The sequence below is a fragment of the Methylophilales bacterium genome (assembly GCA_019823025.1).
Taxonomy (GTDB): Bacteria; Pseudomonadota; Gammaproteobacteria; order Burkholderiales; family Methylophilaceae; genus BACL14.
The window spans coordinates 355,023-371,594 of sequence record CP081940.1; the positions used below are offsets into that span (position 1 = coordinate 355,023).

Here is a 16,572-nt window from a genome sequence, read left to right on the forward strand (position 1 = left end):
TTAATCTCTGAAGTTACCAAAATTTAACGGGAATTCATTATGCTTAGTCTTTATTAGTGCTATACATTCTTGTAATACGTCCCTTTTTGGACCTTTAACCCTAAGCTCATCCCCCTGGATGCTGCATTGCACTTTTATTTTTGAATCCTTAACTGTCTTGATTATTTGCTTTGATAGCTCCATCGAGATTCCACTTTTAATGACTAGAGATTGTTTAAGCTTATTACCAGTGACGGTTTCAATATTTTCTGGACTCATTCTTTTAGAGCTATCAGGCTCTTTTTTTTCTAAAGCTGGAAAAAGGATATCCTTGATTTGGTCCATTTGAAATTCGGAATCAGCATTAATCTCTATCTTCATATCACTTTCATTTAAGCCTACCTTTGCGCTTGTCCCTTTAAAATCATAACGATTTACAATCATTTTCATTGCAACATCAACCGCATTTTTGATATTTTCAAGATTTGCTTTTGAGGTTATATCGAAAGTTGGCATTTTATTTGTGCTCCTATGATTATTTTCTTTTCTTATTTAATCTTAATCTGAGGGCATTAAGCTTAATAAAACCGACTGCATCTTGGTGATCGAAGACACCATCGTCGTCCTCAAATGTAGCGACTTCGGGATCAAATAAAGAATGCTTACTGTCCCTGGCAACTAATATGACATTGCCCTTGTATAAATTTAATTTCACCCATCCATTAACATTTTTCTGAGTGTGGTCTATGAGCGCCTGTAAGGCGATTCTTTCAGGACTCCACCAATAGCCATTATAAATTAAGCATGCGTACCTCGGCATTAATTCATCTTTTAAATGAGCAACCTCCCTATCAAGTGTCAATGATTCAATGGCCCTATGTGCTTTTAAAAGTATTGTTCCTCCAGGTGTTTCGTAGCATCCTCTCGCCTTCATACCAATATATCTGTTTTCAACTAAATCTAATCTACCTATACCATTATCGCCGCCTAAGATATTTAACTTCTCTAATATTTCATGTGGAAGTAATTTTTTACCGTTTAGACTGTTTGGGTCTCCGTTTTCAAAGCCAATCGTAATTTCTTGTGCTATATCAGGCGCATTTTTTGGATCTACTGACCACCTCCACATAGATTCTTCTGGCTCATTTTTTGGGTCCTCAAGATGCCTTCCTTCGTATGAGATATGAAGTAAGTTTGCATCCATACTGTACGGAGTTCCTCCAGATTTATGTTTCATTTCTACGGGTATGTTATTTTCAGTCGCATATTTAAGCAGTTTTTCCCTACTCAAAAGATCCCATTCTCTCCAAGGTGCGATAATCTTAATGTCTGGATCAATAGCATAGGCTCCAAGCTCAAATCTCACTTGATCATTACCTTTACCCGTTGCACCGTGTGAAATAGCATTAGAACCAGTTTGGTGAGCTATTTCGACTAATCTTTTTGATATGAGCGGTCTTGCAATTGATGTGCCTAGAAGGTATTCGCCCTCATATAAGGCATTAGCCCTAAACATAGGGAATACATAATCCCTTACAAACTCCTCTCTGAGATCTTCTATGAAAATCTCTTTTACCCCTGCTGACTGCGCCTTAGCTCTTGCTGGCTCAATCTCCTCTTTCTGTCCCAGGTCTGCAGTAAATGTAACAACCTCACAATCATATTGATCTTGTAACCATTTTAAAATCACTGATGTATCAAGACCACCTGAATATGCCAATACAATTTTTTTTACGTCCTTGATCATGTTTATTGTTTTCCTATTAACAAATACTCTAATAATGCTTTTTGAATATGAAGTCTATTTTCAGCCTCTTCCCAAACAATGCTTTGTGGTCCATCTATAACTTCACCTGAAACTTCTTCCCCTCTGTGTGCAGGCAAACAATGCATAAATAATGCATCTTTTTTTGCGACACCCATCATTTTTTTATCCACTTGCCAACTTGCAAAATCCTTAAGTCTCTCTTTATTCTCAGATTCAAAACCCATGCTTGTCCAAACATCCGTAGTTACAATATCGGCATCTTTTGCAGCCTCCATTGGATCCTCATGCTGAAAAAAATAATTCTTGTTATCGATATTATCAAGTTGCACTTCATAACCTTTTGGTGTGGAGACATGTAATTCAAAACCCAATAGTTCTGCTGCTTGCAGCCATGTCATGCATACATTGTTTGAGTCTCCAATCCATGCCACTTTTTTACCTTTGATTTCTCCTCTTTTCTCAATAAAAGTAAAAATATCAGCTAGAATTTGGCAGGGATGAAACTCATTAGTTAAACCATTTATAACAGGGACTCTTGAATTTTTAGCAAACCTTTCAATAATATCTTGCTCAAAGGTCCTGATCATCACAATGTCAGACATTCTTGAAATTACCTGGGCAGCATCTTCAACAGGCTCACCCCTTCCTAACTGCGAATCTCTCGTGTTTAAATAAACAGCGCTTCCTCCCATCTGATTCATTCCAGCCTCAAAAGAAAGCCTCGTTCTTGTGCTGGCCTTCTCAAAAATCATCACTAGAGTTCTGTCTTCGAGTGTCCAGGTTTTTTTATAGCTTTTATAGCTTGCTTTTATGATTGCGGCTCTTTCAAAAAGATAAGAGAGTTCATCAATATTTAAATCATTAAGCTTTAAGAAATGTTTAACTTTTGCCATTTTTATTATGTCTTTTTAAGGAATTCATCAATAGTTTTTATTAGTTTTCTAGCAACTAATTTAGCTTCATCATTATTCATTATTAAGGGAGGTAAAAGTCTAATCGTTTTGTCTGAAGTTACGTTTATCAATAATTTATTATTCATTGCTAATTCAACCAATGCTGCGCAAGGATTTTTTAATTCAATCCCAATCATCAGACCCATATGCCTAATAGAGATTATTTTATCATTATGTTCAAATTCATTGTTTAAAAGTGAAACAATAAGTTGGCCTTGTTTCATTGCATTGCCTAACAAATCCTCTTCTTTCATAATTTCCAAGGTCTTCAAACCTGCAACCATTGCCAACGGGTTCCCACCAAAGGTAGAGCCATGCTTACCAGGTGAAATCAGACTAGAAGCCATCTCATTAGCTATGCATGCTCCAATAGGAACTCCTGAAGCCAGCCCCTTGGCTAGGGTAACAACATCAGGCTTTATACTGCTATTTTGATAGGCAAACCATTTTCCTGTCCTTCCAACACCACATTGCACTTCATCAAAAATTAATAGCCAGTTATTTTTATTACAAATATCTCTAAGTTCTTTTAAATAACTTTCGAAATCATCAGGTATATTTACACCACCCTCACCCTGAATTGGCTCAACAAATAAAGCTGAAATTTTATTTTTTTTACTAGCAATTTCTTGAATGGCATAAATATTATCAAATGGAACTCTGACAAATCCAGACATAAGTGGCTCAAAACCCGCTTGCACTTTTCTACTTCCTGAGGCGCTAAGTGTTGCCATTGTTCTTCCATGGAATGCATTATCCATGACAATGATTTCTGGTTCATGTATTTTTAAATCATGTCCATGTAACCTTGCAATTTTGATTGCAAGCTCATTTGCCTCGCAACCTGAATTACAGAAAAATGTAGCACTCAATTCTGACAAAGATACTAATTCCTTTGCCAATAAACATTGTTCTTCAATATTGTATAAATTGGAAACATGGATCAAATTTTTTATTTGATCAGATATGGCTTTAACAAATTTCGGATGACTATAGCCTAATGTATTAACAGCAATGCCCGATAAAGCATCCAAATACTTATCTCCATTTTTTGCATGCAACCATACCCCCTCTCCTCTATTAAAAGAGATTGGAAGCCTCTGATATGTTGACATTAAGCTATTTGTTAATAGTTTTCTCATAGTACAAACAAAAACGGCGACCTAAAGTCGCCGTTGAATCCTTTAGGTATTAATTATAAGCCAAGAAGCGCTCGATGAGATAGTCCGTTTGTCATCAGAAGCAACATAGGTATAGATAGCAATGTATTTGTTCTTGAGGCTAACAAAGCAACCCTCCTTGCTTTTACCTTCTCCTCGTCTGTTGCTTTTTTCATGCCTAGAATTTTTTGTTGATTAGGCCAGATTAAGCCCCAGACATTAAATAACATGATAGTGCCAAGCCATGAACCAATTCCGATAGGCTCCCATCCAGGTTGCAATAAAAAGGCATTAGAAAAATTTGAACCTAATAAAGCTGCACCAGCTAACCAGGTAGCTAAAGCAGCCCATCTGAACCACAGTAACGCAAGAGGTGCGACGTGTTTAGTGATTCCACCGGCAGTTCCATCTGCCGCAGCATCCTTCAATGCAGGAACTTGTACGAAGTTAAAGTAATATAAAAGACCAATCCATGCAATACCAGCAATAGCATGAAACCACCTCATAAATCCAAGGTATATATTATTTGCATCACTCATCAATCCAGGCTCTCCCAAATCAAGGATAGCGATAATTACAAACATCAAAACGACTCCTGCTATTATTGTGCCTTTGATAGAATCTAATGGATTTTTCATTAATTAACTCCTGGTAATATATAATTTAAAAAGAAGGTTATTACATATAATCAGATTTAGCAAGTAGCATAGGTTTTTATCAACAATATCATCACATTATAATTTTTTTCAATAAATAAGGATTGAAATGCCTCGAGTTCAAAATGGAATGATTTGGATGATCATAGCTACATTCTTTTTTGCATTTATGGGAATGTTTGTAAAGCTGGGTAGTCCTTATTTTTCTGAAATCGAACTTGTGTTTTATCGTTCTTTTATTAGCCTTATCTTCATTATTTTAATTATAATAAATAAAAAAATAAGCCTTAAAACAAATTTCAAGAAATTACATTTTTATCGATCCTTTGTTGGATTTTTATCACTATTAGCATTTTTTTATGCAATCAGTCACTTACCTCTAAGCACAGCAATCTCTTTGAACTATACTTCCCCTTTATTTGTTGCACTTCTGATTCCCTTTTTCCTGCATAAGAAGCCAAGTTTTTATGTATGTTATTTATTGCTAATTGGCTTTTTTGGAGCTTTCTTAGTACTAAAACCCGTTCTGGTTGGAAGCGATGCGTATGCAGGCTTTATTGGTCTGTTATCTGGATTAGGTGCTGGCCTTGCATATTTGTTTATGGCTCAACTCGGGAAAGTAAACGAACCTGATACCCGAGTTGTTTTTTACTTCACCCTTCTATCTTCATTTGGCGCAGCATTTCTAATGTTGTTTGAAAATATTAATTCAGAAATTTTTGAGCATTGGTGGATACTTTTAGGGCTAGGTTTATCAGCCACAATTGCTCAACTGGCCTTAACAAAAGCTTACAGGGTTGGTAATACATTGAAGAACGCAGGATTATCTTATTTAACGATCTTTTTTTCGACGCTTTTAGGATTGATTGTTTTTTCAGAAATCCTCGATATATTTAGTTTTGTGGGTATTTTACTAATCATCATTTCAGGCATTTTTGTTTCAAAGAAATAGATTATGGTTCAAGTAACCCACACCTAATCGCAATAAGAGCGATTTCTGCCGAATTATTTGCGTTAAGTTTTTGCTTTATATTGTACAGGTGAGTACCTACTGTCCTCGGACTTAAGCACATTGTATCTGCAATTTCATTCGTACTTTTCCCTTTTGCAAGGGACATGAAAACCTCAAACTCCCTATCGGACAAAACTTCTATAGGGTTATTTTCACCAGATAACTGCGTAATCGCCATTTGCTGGGCGATAATAGGTTCTAGGAACTTTTTGCCTGACTTGATTGTTCTTATGGCTTTAATTAATTCTTCTGCTGCACTCCTTTTTGTCACATAACCCAATGCACCTGCTGCTAATACCCTCTTTGGATGGACTGAGTCCTCATGGGCAGAGAGCACTAATATTTTAGCCGATTTATCATGAGCGCAAATCCGGTCAATGGCCTCAATACCTCCGATTCCTGGCATTGTGATATCCATAATAACAATATCTGGCTTATGCTCCTTAAAAGCTTTAATTCCTAGTTCCCCTGACTCTGCCTCTGCTATCACAGTCATATCAGGTTCTGCTTCGATAAGCATCTTAAAACCCATTCTGACAACGGCATGGTCATCGACCAACAATATTTTAATATCACTCATTGCTTTTCCTTTTCCAATTTAGTCGGAATGACTATTGTGATACAGGTACCGTCATTTGCATTGGATCTGATATCAAACCTCCCATTCAATGACTGCGCTCTTTCTTTAATTCCCATCAATCCAAATTGTTTGGTTTTTTTTAAGATTTTAAGATCAAAACCTTTGCCATCATCAACACATTCAATTTTAAGGCTATCTTTTGTTTTTAGTAAAGATATTTTTATAGCTGAGGCCTTAGCATGTTTCACAACATTATTCATTGCTTCTTGAATGATTCGATAAACATTAATATTTACGACCTCACCTAATAAATCAATATTACCTTTAATTATTAAATTTACTTTGAGAGAAGGATGTTGAGATTGCCATGAATTCATTTCATCTTTAATTGTTTCACTAAGGCCTAAATTATCTAAAGAACCAGGCCTAAGCTGTCTAATAATATTATGCATCCCATCATAAATTTGATTAGCAGCAGATGTCACCGATGAGGCACTAGTTTCAATTGCTTCATCCTTACCCTTTGAGCGATTTAGAATGTTTTGGGAAAAAATTTTAATAGCTGAAACATACTGTCCTAATTCATCATGCAGCTCTCTAGCAAGACTCTTTCTTTCGTCTTCTACATGTTCTTGGATGATCGAGGTTAACTCCCTATTTTTCTGTAACTCCGCTTTAGATTTTTTTGCCACAATTTTTTCAGAAATGTCCCTCATGCTGACAATGTCACCTATCACTTTTTTTGTTGTAGGATCCATTAGCAATGAAGCAGATATTGAAACATCAACTAATTTACCAGTCTTAGTTTGTCTTTTCGACTCAAAGTTTTGAATGAAATTTTTACTTTTTAATTTTTTTAAATTTTTATTGAATTCCTCTAACAAAAATTCTGGGACAATTATTTTGGCAGATTTTCCTAAAATATCCTTTTTCTTATATTTAAAAATTCTCTCTGCTGATTTATTCCAAAAAGTTATTTTAAGCTTCTCATCATGAATCATCACTGCATCAGCAGTTTGTTCTGCAATCATTGCGAGTCGCTCATTTTCAAGAATTTGATTTTCTAGTGAATCGCCCATCATATTAAAGTTATTTGCAATTGCAGAAAATTCTGGAACATTAAAATTAGGAATCCTTGACCCTAGATCGCCTTTACCCATTTTTTCAATAGCTTTAATCATTGGCTTTATAGGACGCAGCCATCCGCCAAGGGCTTTATATGCAATAAAGTTTATAAAAACAAATAACAGCATCGCGGTAAAAAAAATAGATTTGATTTGAACCCATGCTTCTCGAATCGCTCCGGAGGGGTTAGATGCAACAATCAATCTTCCCGATCGAATATCTCTTGTTACTACCATTTTTTTTGGTGCAAGAAAGTTTGAAAACCATTCCGGTGGATGAACATCTAATCGATATGTTGAATGAGGAGTTTTATAAACAAGATTATTATCGGAATCATAAAGGTATATATCATTACTTCTTACATAACCCAGCTGAACAAGGAACTGTGCCATCACATTATTCGTTGTTTCCCAGTTTGGATTTTGAGCAGAGCTGACAATCACGGTATCTAATAACTGCATTGTAACTTTATGGGCTGATTCAACACCTTCAAGAATAGAGTTTTTAGATGATGTCATCATGACAAACATAAGCGTTAAAATAAAAACTAACATAATTAATGTAAGCAGGAGGTTAAATCTATATCTCAATCCCATATATCTTTTCTTTAATTTAAATATTATTAATCTTTACATAGTAATCGATCCCGATACAAGAGTTTATTCATGAGTTTTTTTAAAAATAAAATTTAGATATGGTAAATTATTGAAAATTTAGATATGGTGCATTTTTGATGAAAAAGTATAAAAAATGGAGATTATGTTTATTTATTTAAACTCTTAAACTCAAATGTCAATAGAATCAATTCATACAGAAGATCGAATTTTTTATCCAAGCAAGCAATCGTCAAAAAATTCAAGGGTGAAAGACTTAGCTCAATACCAACAATTATGTGAAAGCTATAAGTCTGATTATGAAGGGACATGGGGCAAGCTTGCCAAAGATCTTCTTATTTGGGATGAGCCTTTTACCAAAATATTAGATGATTCAACACCCCCTTTTTATAGGTGGTTTGATGATGGCAAATTAAATGCATCATTTAATTGCTTAGACAGACATGTTGATTCTCAACCAAACAAGACTGCAATTATTTTTGAAGCGGATGATGGTAATGTCACAAAAGTTACTTACCAAGAACTTTATGAGAGAGTATGCCAATTCTCAAATGGCCTAAAGACACTTAATCTGAATATTGGCGATAGAGTAATTGTCTATTTACCAATGGGTATTGAGGCCATTGTAGCTATGCAAGCTTGCGTTAGATTAGGTCTAACACATTCGGTAGTATTTGGAGGTTTTTCAGCAAAGAGCCTACAAGAAAGAATATCGGATACCTCCGCAAAGCTTGTAATAACCGCAGATGGTCAATTTCGAGGGGGTAAAGTAATTCCTTTAAAATCAGCAATTGATGATGCAATTGAAATGGGAGATTGTGAATCGATTGAAAAAGTCATTGTGTTTAAAAGGACAAACGAACTCTTCTCTAAAAACAATAGAGATATCATGTGGGATGATTTGATTAGAAACCAATCAACTGAATGTCCTCCTGTATCAGTTCCTGCTGAGCATCCACTCTTTATCCTATATACCTCTGGATCAACAGGAAAACCAAAAGGAGTCCAACATTCAACGGCAGGGTTTTTGCTTCACGCAATTAACACATGTCGTCTTACATTTGATCTTCAGGATAACGATATTTATTGGTGCACCGCAGATGTTGGATGGATAACTGGACATACTTACGTTGCTTATGGACCAACTGCAATGGGGGTGACGCAAGTTATTTTTGAGGGTGTTCCGACTTATCCAGACGCAAGTCGGTTTTGGCAGCTTATTGAAAAACATAAGGTCAGTGTTTTTTATACTGCACCAACTGCGATAAGAGCCCTAACAAAAGCATCTGATATAAATAAGGAAACGCATCCAAACAACTACAATCTTAGCTCTCTTAGAATATTAGGCACGGTTGGTGAGCCTATCAACCCTGAAGCTTGGATGTGGTACTACGAAAATGTGGGAAATAACCAATGTCCTATCGTGGATACATTTTGGCAAACCGAGACAGGAGGTCATGTAATTACTCCTCTGCCTGGTGCTACGCCCTTAATACCAGGATCCTGCACACTCCCCTTCCCAGGAATAAATATCGATGTTGTTGATGAAAATGGTGGCGATTTACAATGGGGTAACGGTGGGCTATTGGTAATAAAAAAACCATGGCCATCAATGATAAGAAATATATGGGGGGACCCAGATCGATTTAAAAAAAGCTACTTTCCTAAGGAGCTCGGCGGCAAACATTATCTAGCTGGAGATGGTGCTGTTAGGGACGAAAAAAGTGGATACTTTACCATTATGGGTCGAATTGATGATGTCCTTAATGTGTCTGGTCACCGTTTGGGGACAATGGAGATTGAGTCGGCTCTTGTTTCAAATGAAATAGTAACCGAAGCTGCCGTCGTTGGAAGGCCATGTGAACTTAAAGGTGAATCGATAGTTGCTTTTGTTGTGCTAAAAGGTGACCGTCCATCCAAAAAAAATTATAGTTCGATTGTTAATGAATTACGAAATTGGGTTGCAAAAGAAATTGGACCTATAGCTAAACCAGAGGAAATAAGGTTTGGTGACAACCTCCCCAAAACTCGTTCTGGAAAAATCATGCGACGCCTACTAAGAAATATTGCTAAGGGCGAAAAAATATCTGCTGATATCTCGACGCTAGAAAATCCTAAAATCCTAGATCAACTCAGCGAAAAATTATAGACAACCCCTCCAAAAGCATTAGAATGTAGAATAAAATTTAAATAATCTACATGAAAACAGTTCATTTCAAGCTCATCAAAAAAATATTGTTGACACTATCTGGGTTAATCATCAGTCTTTTTATCATTGGATATCTTGCATTTTATTTTTTTGTTCAAACAAACCTCGACTATTACAAGAATGAACTCGTTCAAGAAATCTCAAAGGCAACTAACAAAAAGGTAACCATTGAAACCTTTGATGCTACCTGGAACATAACTAACCCTCGATTTATTATCAAAGATTTCTCAATTTATGCCAACTCATCTGAAAAAGCCTTCACATTCGAAAAATTTGAGGTGGATGTGTCTTGGATGTCCTTATTAAAATTTGAATTAGTTTTAGATCAGGTTACTCTTTATGATTTAGCTGTTGAGATTCAAAAAAATAGTGAAACAGATTATCTAATTGGTGGATGGAATGTTTCATACGATCCTAATTCAAATGATGAGTTTGATGGAAAACTTATAAACTGGATTTTGAATCAAGATGAAGTACAAATGATCAATGCCAAAATTATTTGGATTGATAAAACTAGAGCAAACAGTCCTCCACTTGTTTTAGATGATATAAATCTCTCCTACAGCACCTCAGATATTTTAAGTTATCTTGATCGTCACTTATTTTACCTTGACTTCTTCTCATCTGCAGGCACAAAAGAAAAAGTCTCATTAAGCGGTCATTTTGACGCGGACTCTATTAATGAACTCCTAGAAGCCGATGGTGCGCTCTCATTTAAATTTGATGCTTTGAATTTATATGCCTTCACACCATGGATTGATTATCCATTAACGATTAAAGATGGAACCGGATCATTATCTATCAATATTGAATTTGAAAATGGAAAGTTAAAAGAAGGGGGAAGCTCCTTTTCTGTACAAAACCTTAATGCCAATATGATTGATAATGCTAAACAAGGTTTAGTTTTTAAGGATATCAGTGGTGAATTTGAATATGAGTTAGTTAATGATGATGTCAACATAATTTTAGATAATTTATTTCTAACTACCAACAGCAAGCTTCAATTCGAAGATTCAGCTGCATCAATTAAATACAATTTTGAAAGAAACCAAATTAATAAAGCCACATTGGTTGTCGATAGATTCGACTTAGGATCGGTACAGGAGATATCAAATCAATTTTTACCAGAAGAACATATGGTGAATGTAATAATTAATGAGCTCTCAGCCAAGGGAGAGATAGATGATTTAAAATTAAAATGGGATAGAACAAGCGATGAAGAAGAGCCCAACTTAAAACTCAAAGCAAAATTTCTTGAACTTGAAATTAATGAATTTGAAAGTTTCCCTGGACTAAAAAATATAACTGGTGAGGTGAATATTGAAAATGAAAAAGGCATTATCAGATCTGTTTCTAGGGACGTAAAAATAACTAAGAAGGATGTCTTTAGGGCACCTCTTCATTTGAACCAATTTTCAGGATCAGTCAATTGGAATAATCAGAAATATTCATTTAATGAAGTAACAATTAAAGACGATTACATGGAGGCCATATTTAATGGCACCGTTAAATATGAAAGTTTAGATAATCTTTATGTAGATATTAATATTGATAGCCCAACTTTAAATATTCCGTATTTCAAAGTCTACTACCCCAAACAAATTGGTGAAGATGGTCTTGGATGGCTAGATACTTCACTTTTGGAAGGGACTGCTGAAAATACGAATATACAGATGAAGGGGAAGGTAAAAGATTTCCCATTCATCGATGAAAATAACGAACCTGACTTAAGCAAAGGTTACTTCAGAGTGCGCACCTCAGTCAAAGACAGCTTTATAGAATATGGAGATAATTGGCCAGAAGTGGAAAAGTTTGATGCGGAGGTAAATGTAAATGGAGGTGATGTATTTATTACCAGCCAAAAAGGTGAATTAGATAAAAGTCAGATTAAAATTTTTAATGGTGCCATAACGCCATTTACAGCCGATGAGGTTGTTTTAAATATCGATTCAACCCTTGATAGCTCCGCGGAAAATATTATTTATGCCGTTAATAATAGCCCTATAAAAGAGGCCATGAAAGGTATGTCCGATGACATGGAAGGGAAAGGAGATGGTGAGTTAAAACTTGTCCTTAATATTGGTTTTGATGATCTTGATAATATTCCATTTAAAGGGACTTATGAGTTTCTTGGGAGCACTCTTGAAAATCCACAACTTGAAATACCACCTATTTCAGACTTAAGGGGAGTCCTTGAGTTTAATAATAATGACGTAAAAATTACTAATTTAGATGGCAAACTTTTCGGGGAACCATTAAATTTGAAACTTAAAAATGCGGATGGTGCAACCATTATCGACCTAAAAGGCATCATTGGTGAAAATATGGTAAAGGAGCTTCTTGGAGAGAATTGGCTTAAAAACATTAATGGGCAAGCTGACTGGGAAGGACTGATTACCCTAGGTGAAAATAAAAGTGAATTTAAAATTACCAGTGACCTTTTAGGAATCCAAATTAAAAATTTGTCTTTTCTCGATAAAGCAAAAAATAAATCTGAAGACACTGCACTCAAACTCACTATTATTAAAAAGTCTACTGGAGAAGATTCAGATGTCATCAATATTACTTTAGGTGATCATGTTAAAGGCGTAATTAATAGTGCTAATGATGAAAATGGAGATCCGTCTCTTACTAATGGTTTAATTGAAGTCAATTCAGACAAAAAAGCACAAATACCTGAGTCAGGTATTGTTTTTATAGCAAATCTAAATGAGGTTGATCTCGAAGAATTAGTAGCCTTAATTCCAGACAATGCTTCAGAAACCTCGAATACAGAAAGCTCTCAATCAAAATCTATGACTATCGAAGCAGTACTGAATATTAATGAACTCGATGCTTATGGCTATGTTTTTAATAACTTTAAATTAAAGTTGAGACCTGAAGATTCAGGGTTCATTGTTCAGCTTGATGGAAGAGGTGCCATGGGAAACATACTTTGGAATCCTGAGAAAAATTTAATTAAGGCAAGGTTTGAGGAATTACATCTGATTGGGTCCGATGATTCAATTGAAGAATGGGATGGAGCATACGAATCTGAGGACCCTATCATAAAGGATCCCCCTAAAATTGATTTAAAAATTCAGGAGTTTTTACTGCAATCAAAATTTTTTGATAATGATTTGAATGGGAATTTAACTTTCCAAGCTAGTAAAAGTAATAACAAATGGTTTATCGATCTATTTAAATTCCTCAACCCTGACTATGCACTAAAAGTCACAGGGATATGGCACGATGAATCTCCTAAGCCAGATACAGAAATTGATTTTGATTGGAAAATAACAGATCTAGATAAAACACTTGAGGAATTTAACCTTGATAAGCTCATGACGGGTGGCACAGGACAATTAAATGGAAAGCTTTCATGGCCAAAAAGCCCTTGGAAATTCGATAAAGAAAAAGCTTCAGGCTCTGTTTTAATTAATATCGATAAGGGTGTCATACTCGAAGCACAACCAGGGGCGATGGGAAGGCTCTTTGGCTTACTATCACTTCAATCACTACCCAGTCGACTTACTTTAGATTTTAGTGACATATTTGCGGATGGATTTGCTTTTGATTCCATTGATGGTCTAGCTGAGCTTGAAAATAGCAATATACATTCAGATAATTTTGAAATTAAAGGGCCCGCTGCTGATATCGTTATTGAGGGTGATGTCAATATCAAGGATGAAACACAAGACTTGGTTGTTACCATAACACCTAATGTCACAGATACAATGTCTATCGCAGCGCTCGCAGGAGGGCCAATTGTTGGAGCGGCAGCTTTTGTATTTCAAAAGCTTCTAAATGATCCTTTGAATGAGGTCCTTACAGATCAGTATAGGCTAACCGGTTCATGGACTGATCCTCAAGAGACACCCATTGATAGAGATACATTGAAAAATGTCGGTGAGGGAATTACTGATCAGATAGACGAGCAAATCATCAACCCAACGCAAGAGCTATTCAAATAAGACTATAAATAATATGCAAGACTTTCAATTTTCAAACAAATTTATTATTGATAAAAGTGACCTTAGTCATCAAAATATTATTAAATATCTAGACGATATTAAAAATAATTCTGTTGATTATGCAGATATTTATTTCCAATATAGCAAAAATGAATTTTGGTCACTTGAAGATGGTGTGGTAAAAAATGGAAGTTATTCAATTGATCAGGGGGTGGGTATTCGATCAATTTCAGGCGAAAAAACGGCTTTCACCTACTCTGACGATATTTCAAATGCTGCATTAAAAGCGGCTGTCAAAGCTATAAATTCAATGGGCAGCCAAGGTAAAGGGACTATTTACCAACTACCTAAAGATAACACGCCTTCACAAAAATATATCGATGAAGATCCTACACAAAGCATTGAAAATAATGAAAAAATAATGATTTTAGAAAAAATTGATAGGCTTGCTAAAACTCTAAGCCCCTTAGTTTCAAAAATATCTGCCTCACTTGCTTGTAGCTACGATATTATTTTAATTCAAAATCATTTTGGCCATCTAGTCGAAGATGTTAGACCTTTGGTTCGTTTGTCAGTTTCGGTTATTGTTGAATCAAAAGGAAAGCGAGAGCAAGGCTCCTCGGGTGGAGGTGGAAGATATAGTCTTAATTATTTTGATGATGAAATATTATCCAAGTATACAAAAGAGGCTGTAGATAGTGCGCTCATAAATTTAGAGGCTGACGCTTCTCCTGCCGGCTCGATGACTGTTGTATTAGGTTCAGGTTGGCCAGGAATACTGCTCCATGAAGCAATTGGACACGGTTTAGAGGGAGACTTCAATCGAAAAGGTACCTCCGCATTTAGTAATAAAATGGGGCAACAAGTAGCTGCCAAAGGGATTCACATTGTTGATGACGGGACCATTGATGATCGACGAGGGTCATTAAATGTTGATGATGAGGGTAATGCCACAAAAAATACAACGCTCATTGAAGATGGAAAGTTAGTTGGATATATCCAAGATGCGCAGAATGCAAAATTAATGAACATGGAGGTGACAGGCAATGGAAGAAGGGAGTCATATGCTCACCTGCCCATGCCAAGAATGACTAATACATATATGCTAAATGGAAATCATACCAAAGAAGAGATTATAAAGTCGGTAAAAAATGGTTTGTACGCCAATAATTTTGGAGGTGGGCAAGTTGATATCACAAGCGGCAAATTTGTTTTTTCAGCCTCTGAGGCTTATTTAATTAAAGATGGTCGTATTAGCCATCCAGTAAAAGGAGCTACGATTATTGGAAACGGTCCAGACATCCTAAAACAAGTAAGTATGGTAGGCAATGACCTAAGTCTTGATTCTGGGGTGGGTACCTGCGGCAAGGATGGTCAGAGTGTTCCTGTCGGCGTTGGGCAGCCTACTTTGAAAATTGATAATATCGTAGTTGGTGGGACAAATTAAAACCTTTATTTAACGCGATTTTTATATTCAAGCGTTCTTGTGTCAATCTCAATCTTGTCACCATTATCACAAAATATAGGGACCATAAGCTCAAAATCTGTACTTAGCTTTGCTGGCTTCATAACCTTACCTGAAGTTGTGTCACCCTTTACAGCAGGTTCTGTATAGATTATTTCTCTAATTACTGAATTTGGAAGCTCTACTGATATCGGCCTTTGTTCATAAAAAACGATTTCACAGGCCATGCCATCCTCTAGAAATTTTAATGTGCTCTCCATAGCATCCTGATCAATTTCATATTGATTAAAATCTGAATCCATAAATATATAATTTGGGTCAGAAAAATAAGAGTACGTTACCTCTTTTTTTTCTAAGATAACTAAATCAAATTTATCCGTTGCTTGATAAATCTTTTCTGCCGCGTTATCAGTAAGCAAATTTTTCATTTTCATTTTAACAATAGCAGCATTCTGCCTTCGGCCCGACTTTGAAATATTATATTCTGACTTAAGAACCACCATAGGATCCCCATCAACAATAATTACATTACCCACCCTTACCTCTTGTGCTGTTTTCATTGCAACCCCTCAAAATAAAAATTTTTTTGATTATACCTTTTTAATAATCAATCTTAATAATTGTATAGGTAGTATGAACGCCATTAATATCTACACTCACTACCTCTTCCCTTTCTCGACCTAATAATGATTTTCCCAAAGGCGATACCCAGCTTATATATTGTTTATCATGTGTTGTTTCATGCTGACCGACAATCCTTAGATTTAATTTTTTTTTACTCTTTCCTTGACATAACTCAACATAGGCCCCAAAAAAAATCTTATCTGTATTTATTTGATCGTTTGGATAGATAATATTTGCATCTTCAATTATAGAAGTAAGAAACTTAATCCTAGAATCTATTTGTCTTAACTTTTTTTTCCCATAAATATAATCACCATTTTCGCTTCGATCTCCGTTTCCAGCTGCCCAACTTACAATCTGGACAATCTCTGGTCGTTCAGCTTTTATCAATTGATTAAGTTCATCCTGTAATTTTTTAAAACCTTCGGGTGTTATATAATTTTTAATAAATATTTCCTAATAATTTTAATTAAA

The 16,572-nt window shown here is 35.5% G+C and carries 13 protein-coding genes; 4 read left to right on the forward strand and 9 right to left on the reverse strand.

Going from position 1 to position 16,572, the window contains the following annotated elements:
- Genes K6112_01875 through K6112_01895 form a run of 5 tightly spaced genes read right to left on the reverse strand, consistent with a single transcriptional unit; the run spans position 1 to position 4,498 of the window.
- A complete protein-coding gene (locus tag K6112_01875) occupies positions 1 to 495 on the reverse strand; it encodes a YajQ family cyclic di-GMP-binding protein (GenBank protein QZP18122.1) in 495 nt (164 codons plus the stop codon).
- Positions 496 to 514: 19 nt separating this feature from the next.
- Positions 515 to 1,723 carry an argininosuccinate synthase gene (locus tag K6112_01880; protein QZP18453.1) on the reverse strand — a complete coding sequence of 403 codons (1,209 nt, stop codon included), beginning with the start codon at positions 1,721 to 1,723 and terminating at the stop codon, positions 515 to 517.
- Positions 1,724 to 1,728: 5 nt separating this feature from the next.
- The gene (argF, locus tag K6112_01885) at positions 1,729 to 2,640 is read right to left on the reverse strand and encodes an ornithine carbamoyltransferase (GenBank protein ID QZP18123.1); all 912 of its coding nucleotides are present in this window, start codon (positions 2,638 to 2,640) and stop codon (positions 1,729 to 1,731) included.
- Between the two features lie 5 nt (positions 2,641 to 2,645).
- A complete protein-coding gene (locus K6112_01890; protein QZP18124.1) occupies positions 2,646 to 3,842 on the reverse strand; it encodes an aspartate aminotransferase family protein in 1,197 nt (398 codons plus the stop codon).
- 53 nt (positions 3,843 to 3,895) lie between these two features.
- Positions 3,896 to 4,498, reverse strand: coding sequence for a urate hydroxylase PuuD (locus K6112_01895; protein ID QZP18125.1), 603 nt, complete (start codon positions 4,496 to 4,498; stop codon positions 3,896 to 3,898).
- A 157-nt stretch (positions 4,499 to 4,655) separates the two neighbouring features.
- On the opposite strand from K6112_01895, the gene K6112_01900 reads away from it, so the two are divergent.
- Positions 4,656 to 5,468, forward strand: coding sequence for a DMT family transporter (locus tag K6112_01900; protein ID QZP18454.1), 813 nt, complete (start codon positions 4,656 to 4,658; stop codon positions 5,466 to 5,468).
- A 1-nt stretch (position 5,469) separates the two neighbouring features.
- Here K6112_01900 and K6112_01905 read toward each other — a convergent pair whose 3' ends face one another.
- Positions 5,470 to 6,108, reverse strand: a complete 639-nt coding sequence (locus tag K6112_01905; protein ID QZP18126.1) for a response regulator transcription factor — start codon at positions 6,106 to 6,108, stop codon at positions 5,470 to 5,472.
- Positions 6,105 to 7,829 carry a PAS domain S-box protein gene (locus K6112_01910; protein ID QZP18127.1) on the reverse strand — a complete coding sequence of 575 codons (1,725 nt, stop codon included), beginning with the start codon at positions 7,827 to 7,829 and terminating at the stop codon, positions 6,105 to 6,107. Before K6112_01910 ends, K6112_01905 begins: the two co-directional genes overlap by 4 nt.
- 193 nt (positions 7,830 to 8,022) lie before the next feature.
- Here K6112_01910 and acs point away from each other — a divergent pair, with 193 nt between their 5' ends.
- The 3 genes from acs to tldD are packed head-to-tail and all read left to right on the forward strand — an operon-like array spanning position 8,023 to position 15,456.
- The gene (acs, locus tag K6112_01915) at positions 8,023 to 9,996 is read left to right on the forward strand and encodes an acetate--CoA ligase (GenBank protein QZP18128.1); all 1,974 of its coding nucleotides are present in this window, start codon (positions 8,023 to 8,025) and stop codon (positions 9,994 to 9,996) included.
- 50 nt (positions 9,997 to 10,046) lie between these two features.
- On the forward strand, positions 10,047 to 14,009 hold the full coding sequence (locus tag K6112_01920) for a TIGR02099 family protein (protein QZP18129.1): 3,963 nt from the start codon (positions 10,047 to 10,049) through the stop codon (positions 14,007 to 14,009).
- Positions 14,010 to 14,022: 13 nt separating this feature from the next.
- A complete protein-coding gene (tldD, locus tag K6112_01925) occupies positions 14,023 to 15,456 on the forward strand; it encodes a metalloprotease TldD (protein ID QZP18130.1) in 1,434 nt (477 codons plus the stop codon).
- Between the two features lie 5 nt (positions 15,457 to 15,461).
- Here tldD and efp read toward each other — a convergent pair whose 3' ends face one another.
- Entirely contained in the window at positions 15,462 to 16,034 is a 573-nt protein-coding gene (efp, locus tag K6112_01930; protein QZP18131.1) for an elongation factor P, read from the reverse strand.
- Positions 16,035 to 16,074: 40 nt separating this feature from the next.
- On the reverse strand, positions 16,075 to 16,551 hold the full coding sequence (locus tag K6112_01935; protein QZP18455.1) for a GreA/GreB family elongation factor: 477 nt from the start codon (positions 16,549 to 16,551) through the stop codon (positions 16,075 to 16,077).
- Positions 16,552 to 16,572: the final 21 nt, after the last annotated feature.

Excerpts from the sequence above, each read along its gene's own strand:
- K6112_01875 (QZP18122.1), bottom strand. The coding sequence starts at position 495 with ATGCCAACTTTCGATATAACCTCAAAAGCAAATCTTGAAAATATCAAA.
- argF (QZP18123.1), bottom strand. The coding sequence starts at position 2,640 with ATGGCAAAAGTTAAACATTTCTTAAAGCTTAATGATTTAAATATTGAT.
- K6112_01890 (QZP18124.1), bottom strand. The coding sequence starts at position 3,842 with ATGAGAAAACTATTAACAAATAGCTTAATGTCAACATATCAGAGGCTT.
- K6112_01895 (QZP18125.1), bottom strand. The coding sequence starts at position 4,498 with ATGAAAAATCCATTAGATTCTATCAAAGGCACAATAATAGCAGGAGTC.
- K6112_01900 (QZP18454.1), top strand. The coding sequence starts at position 4,656 with ATGATCATAGCTACATTCTTTTTTGCATTTATGGGAATGTTTGTAAAG.
- K6112_01905 (QZP18126.1), bottom strand. The coding sequence starts at position 6,108 with ATGAGTGATATTAAAATATTGTTGGTCGATGACCATGCCGTTGTCAGA.
- K6112_01910 (QZP18127.1), bottom strand. The coding sequence starts at position 7,829 with ATGGGATTGAGATATAGATTTAACCTCCTGCTTACATTAATTATGTTA.
- acs (QZP18128.1), top strand. The coding sequence starts at position 8,023 with ATGTCAATAGAATCAATTCATACAGAAGATCGAATTTTTTATCCAAGC.
- K6112_01920 (QZP18129.1), top strand. The coding sequence starts at position 10,047 with ATGAAAACAGTTCATTTCAAGCTCATCAAAAAAATATTGTTGACACTA.
- tldD (QZP18130.1), top strand. The coding sequence starts at position 14,023 with ATGCAAGACTTTCAATTTTCAAACAAATTTATTATTGATAAAAGTGAC.
- efp (QZP18131.1), bottom strand. The coding sequence starts at position 16,034 with ATGAAAACAGCACAAGAGGTAAGGGTGGGTAATGTAATTATTGTTGAT.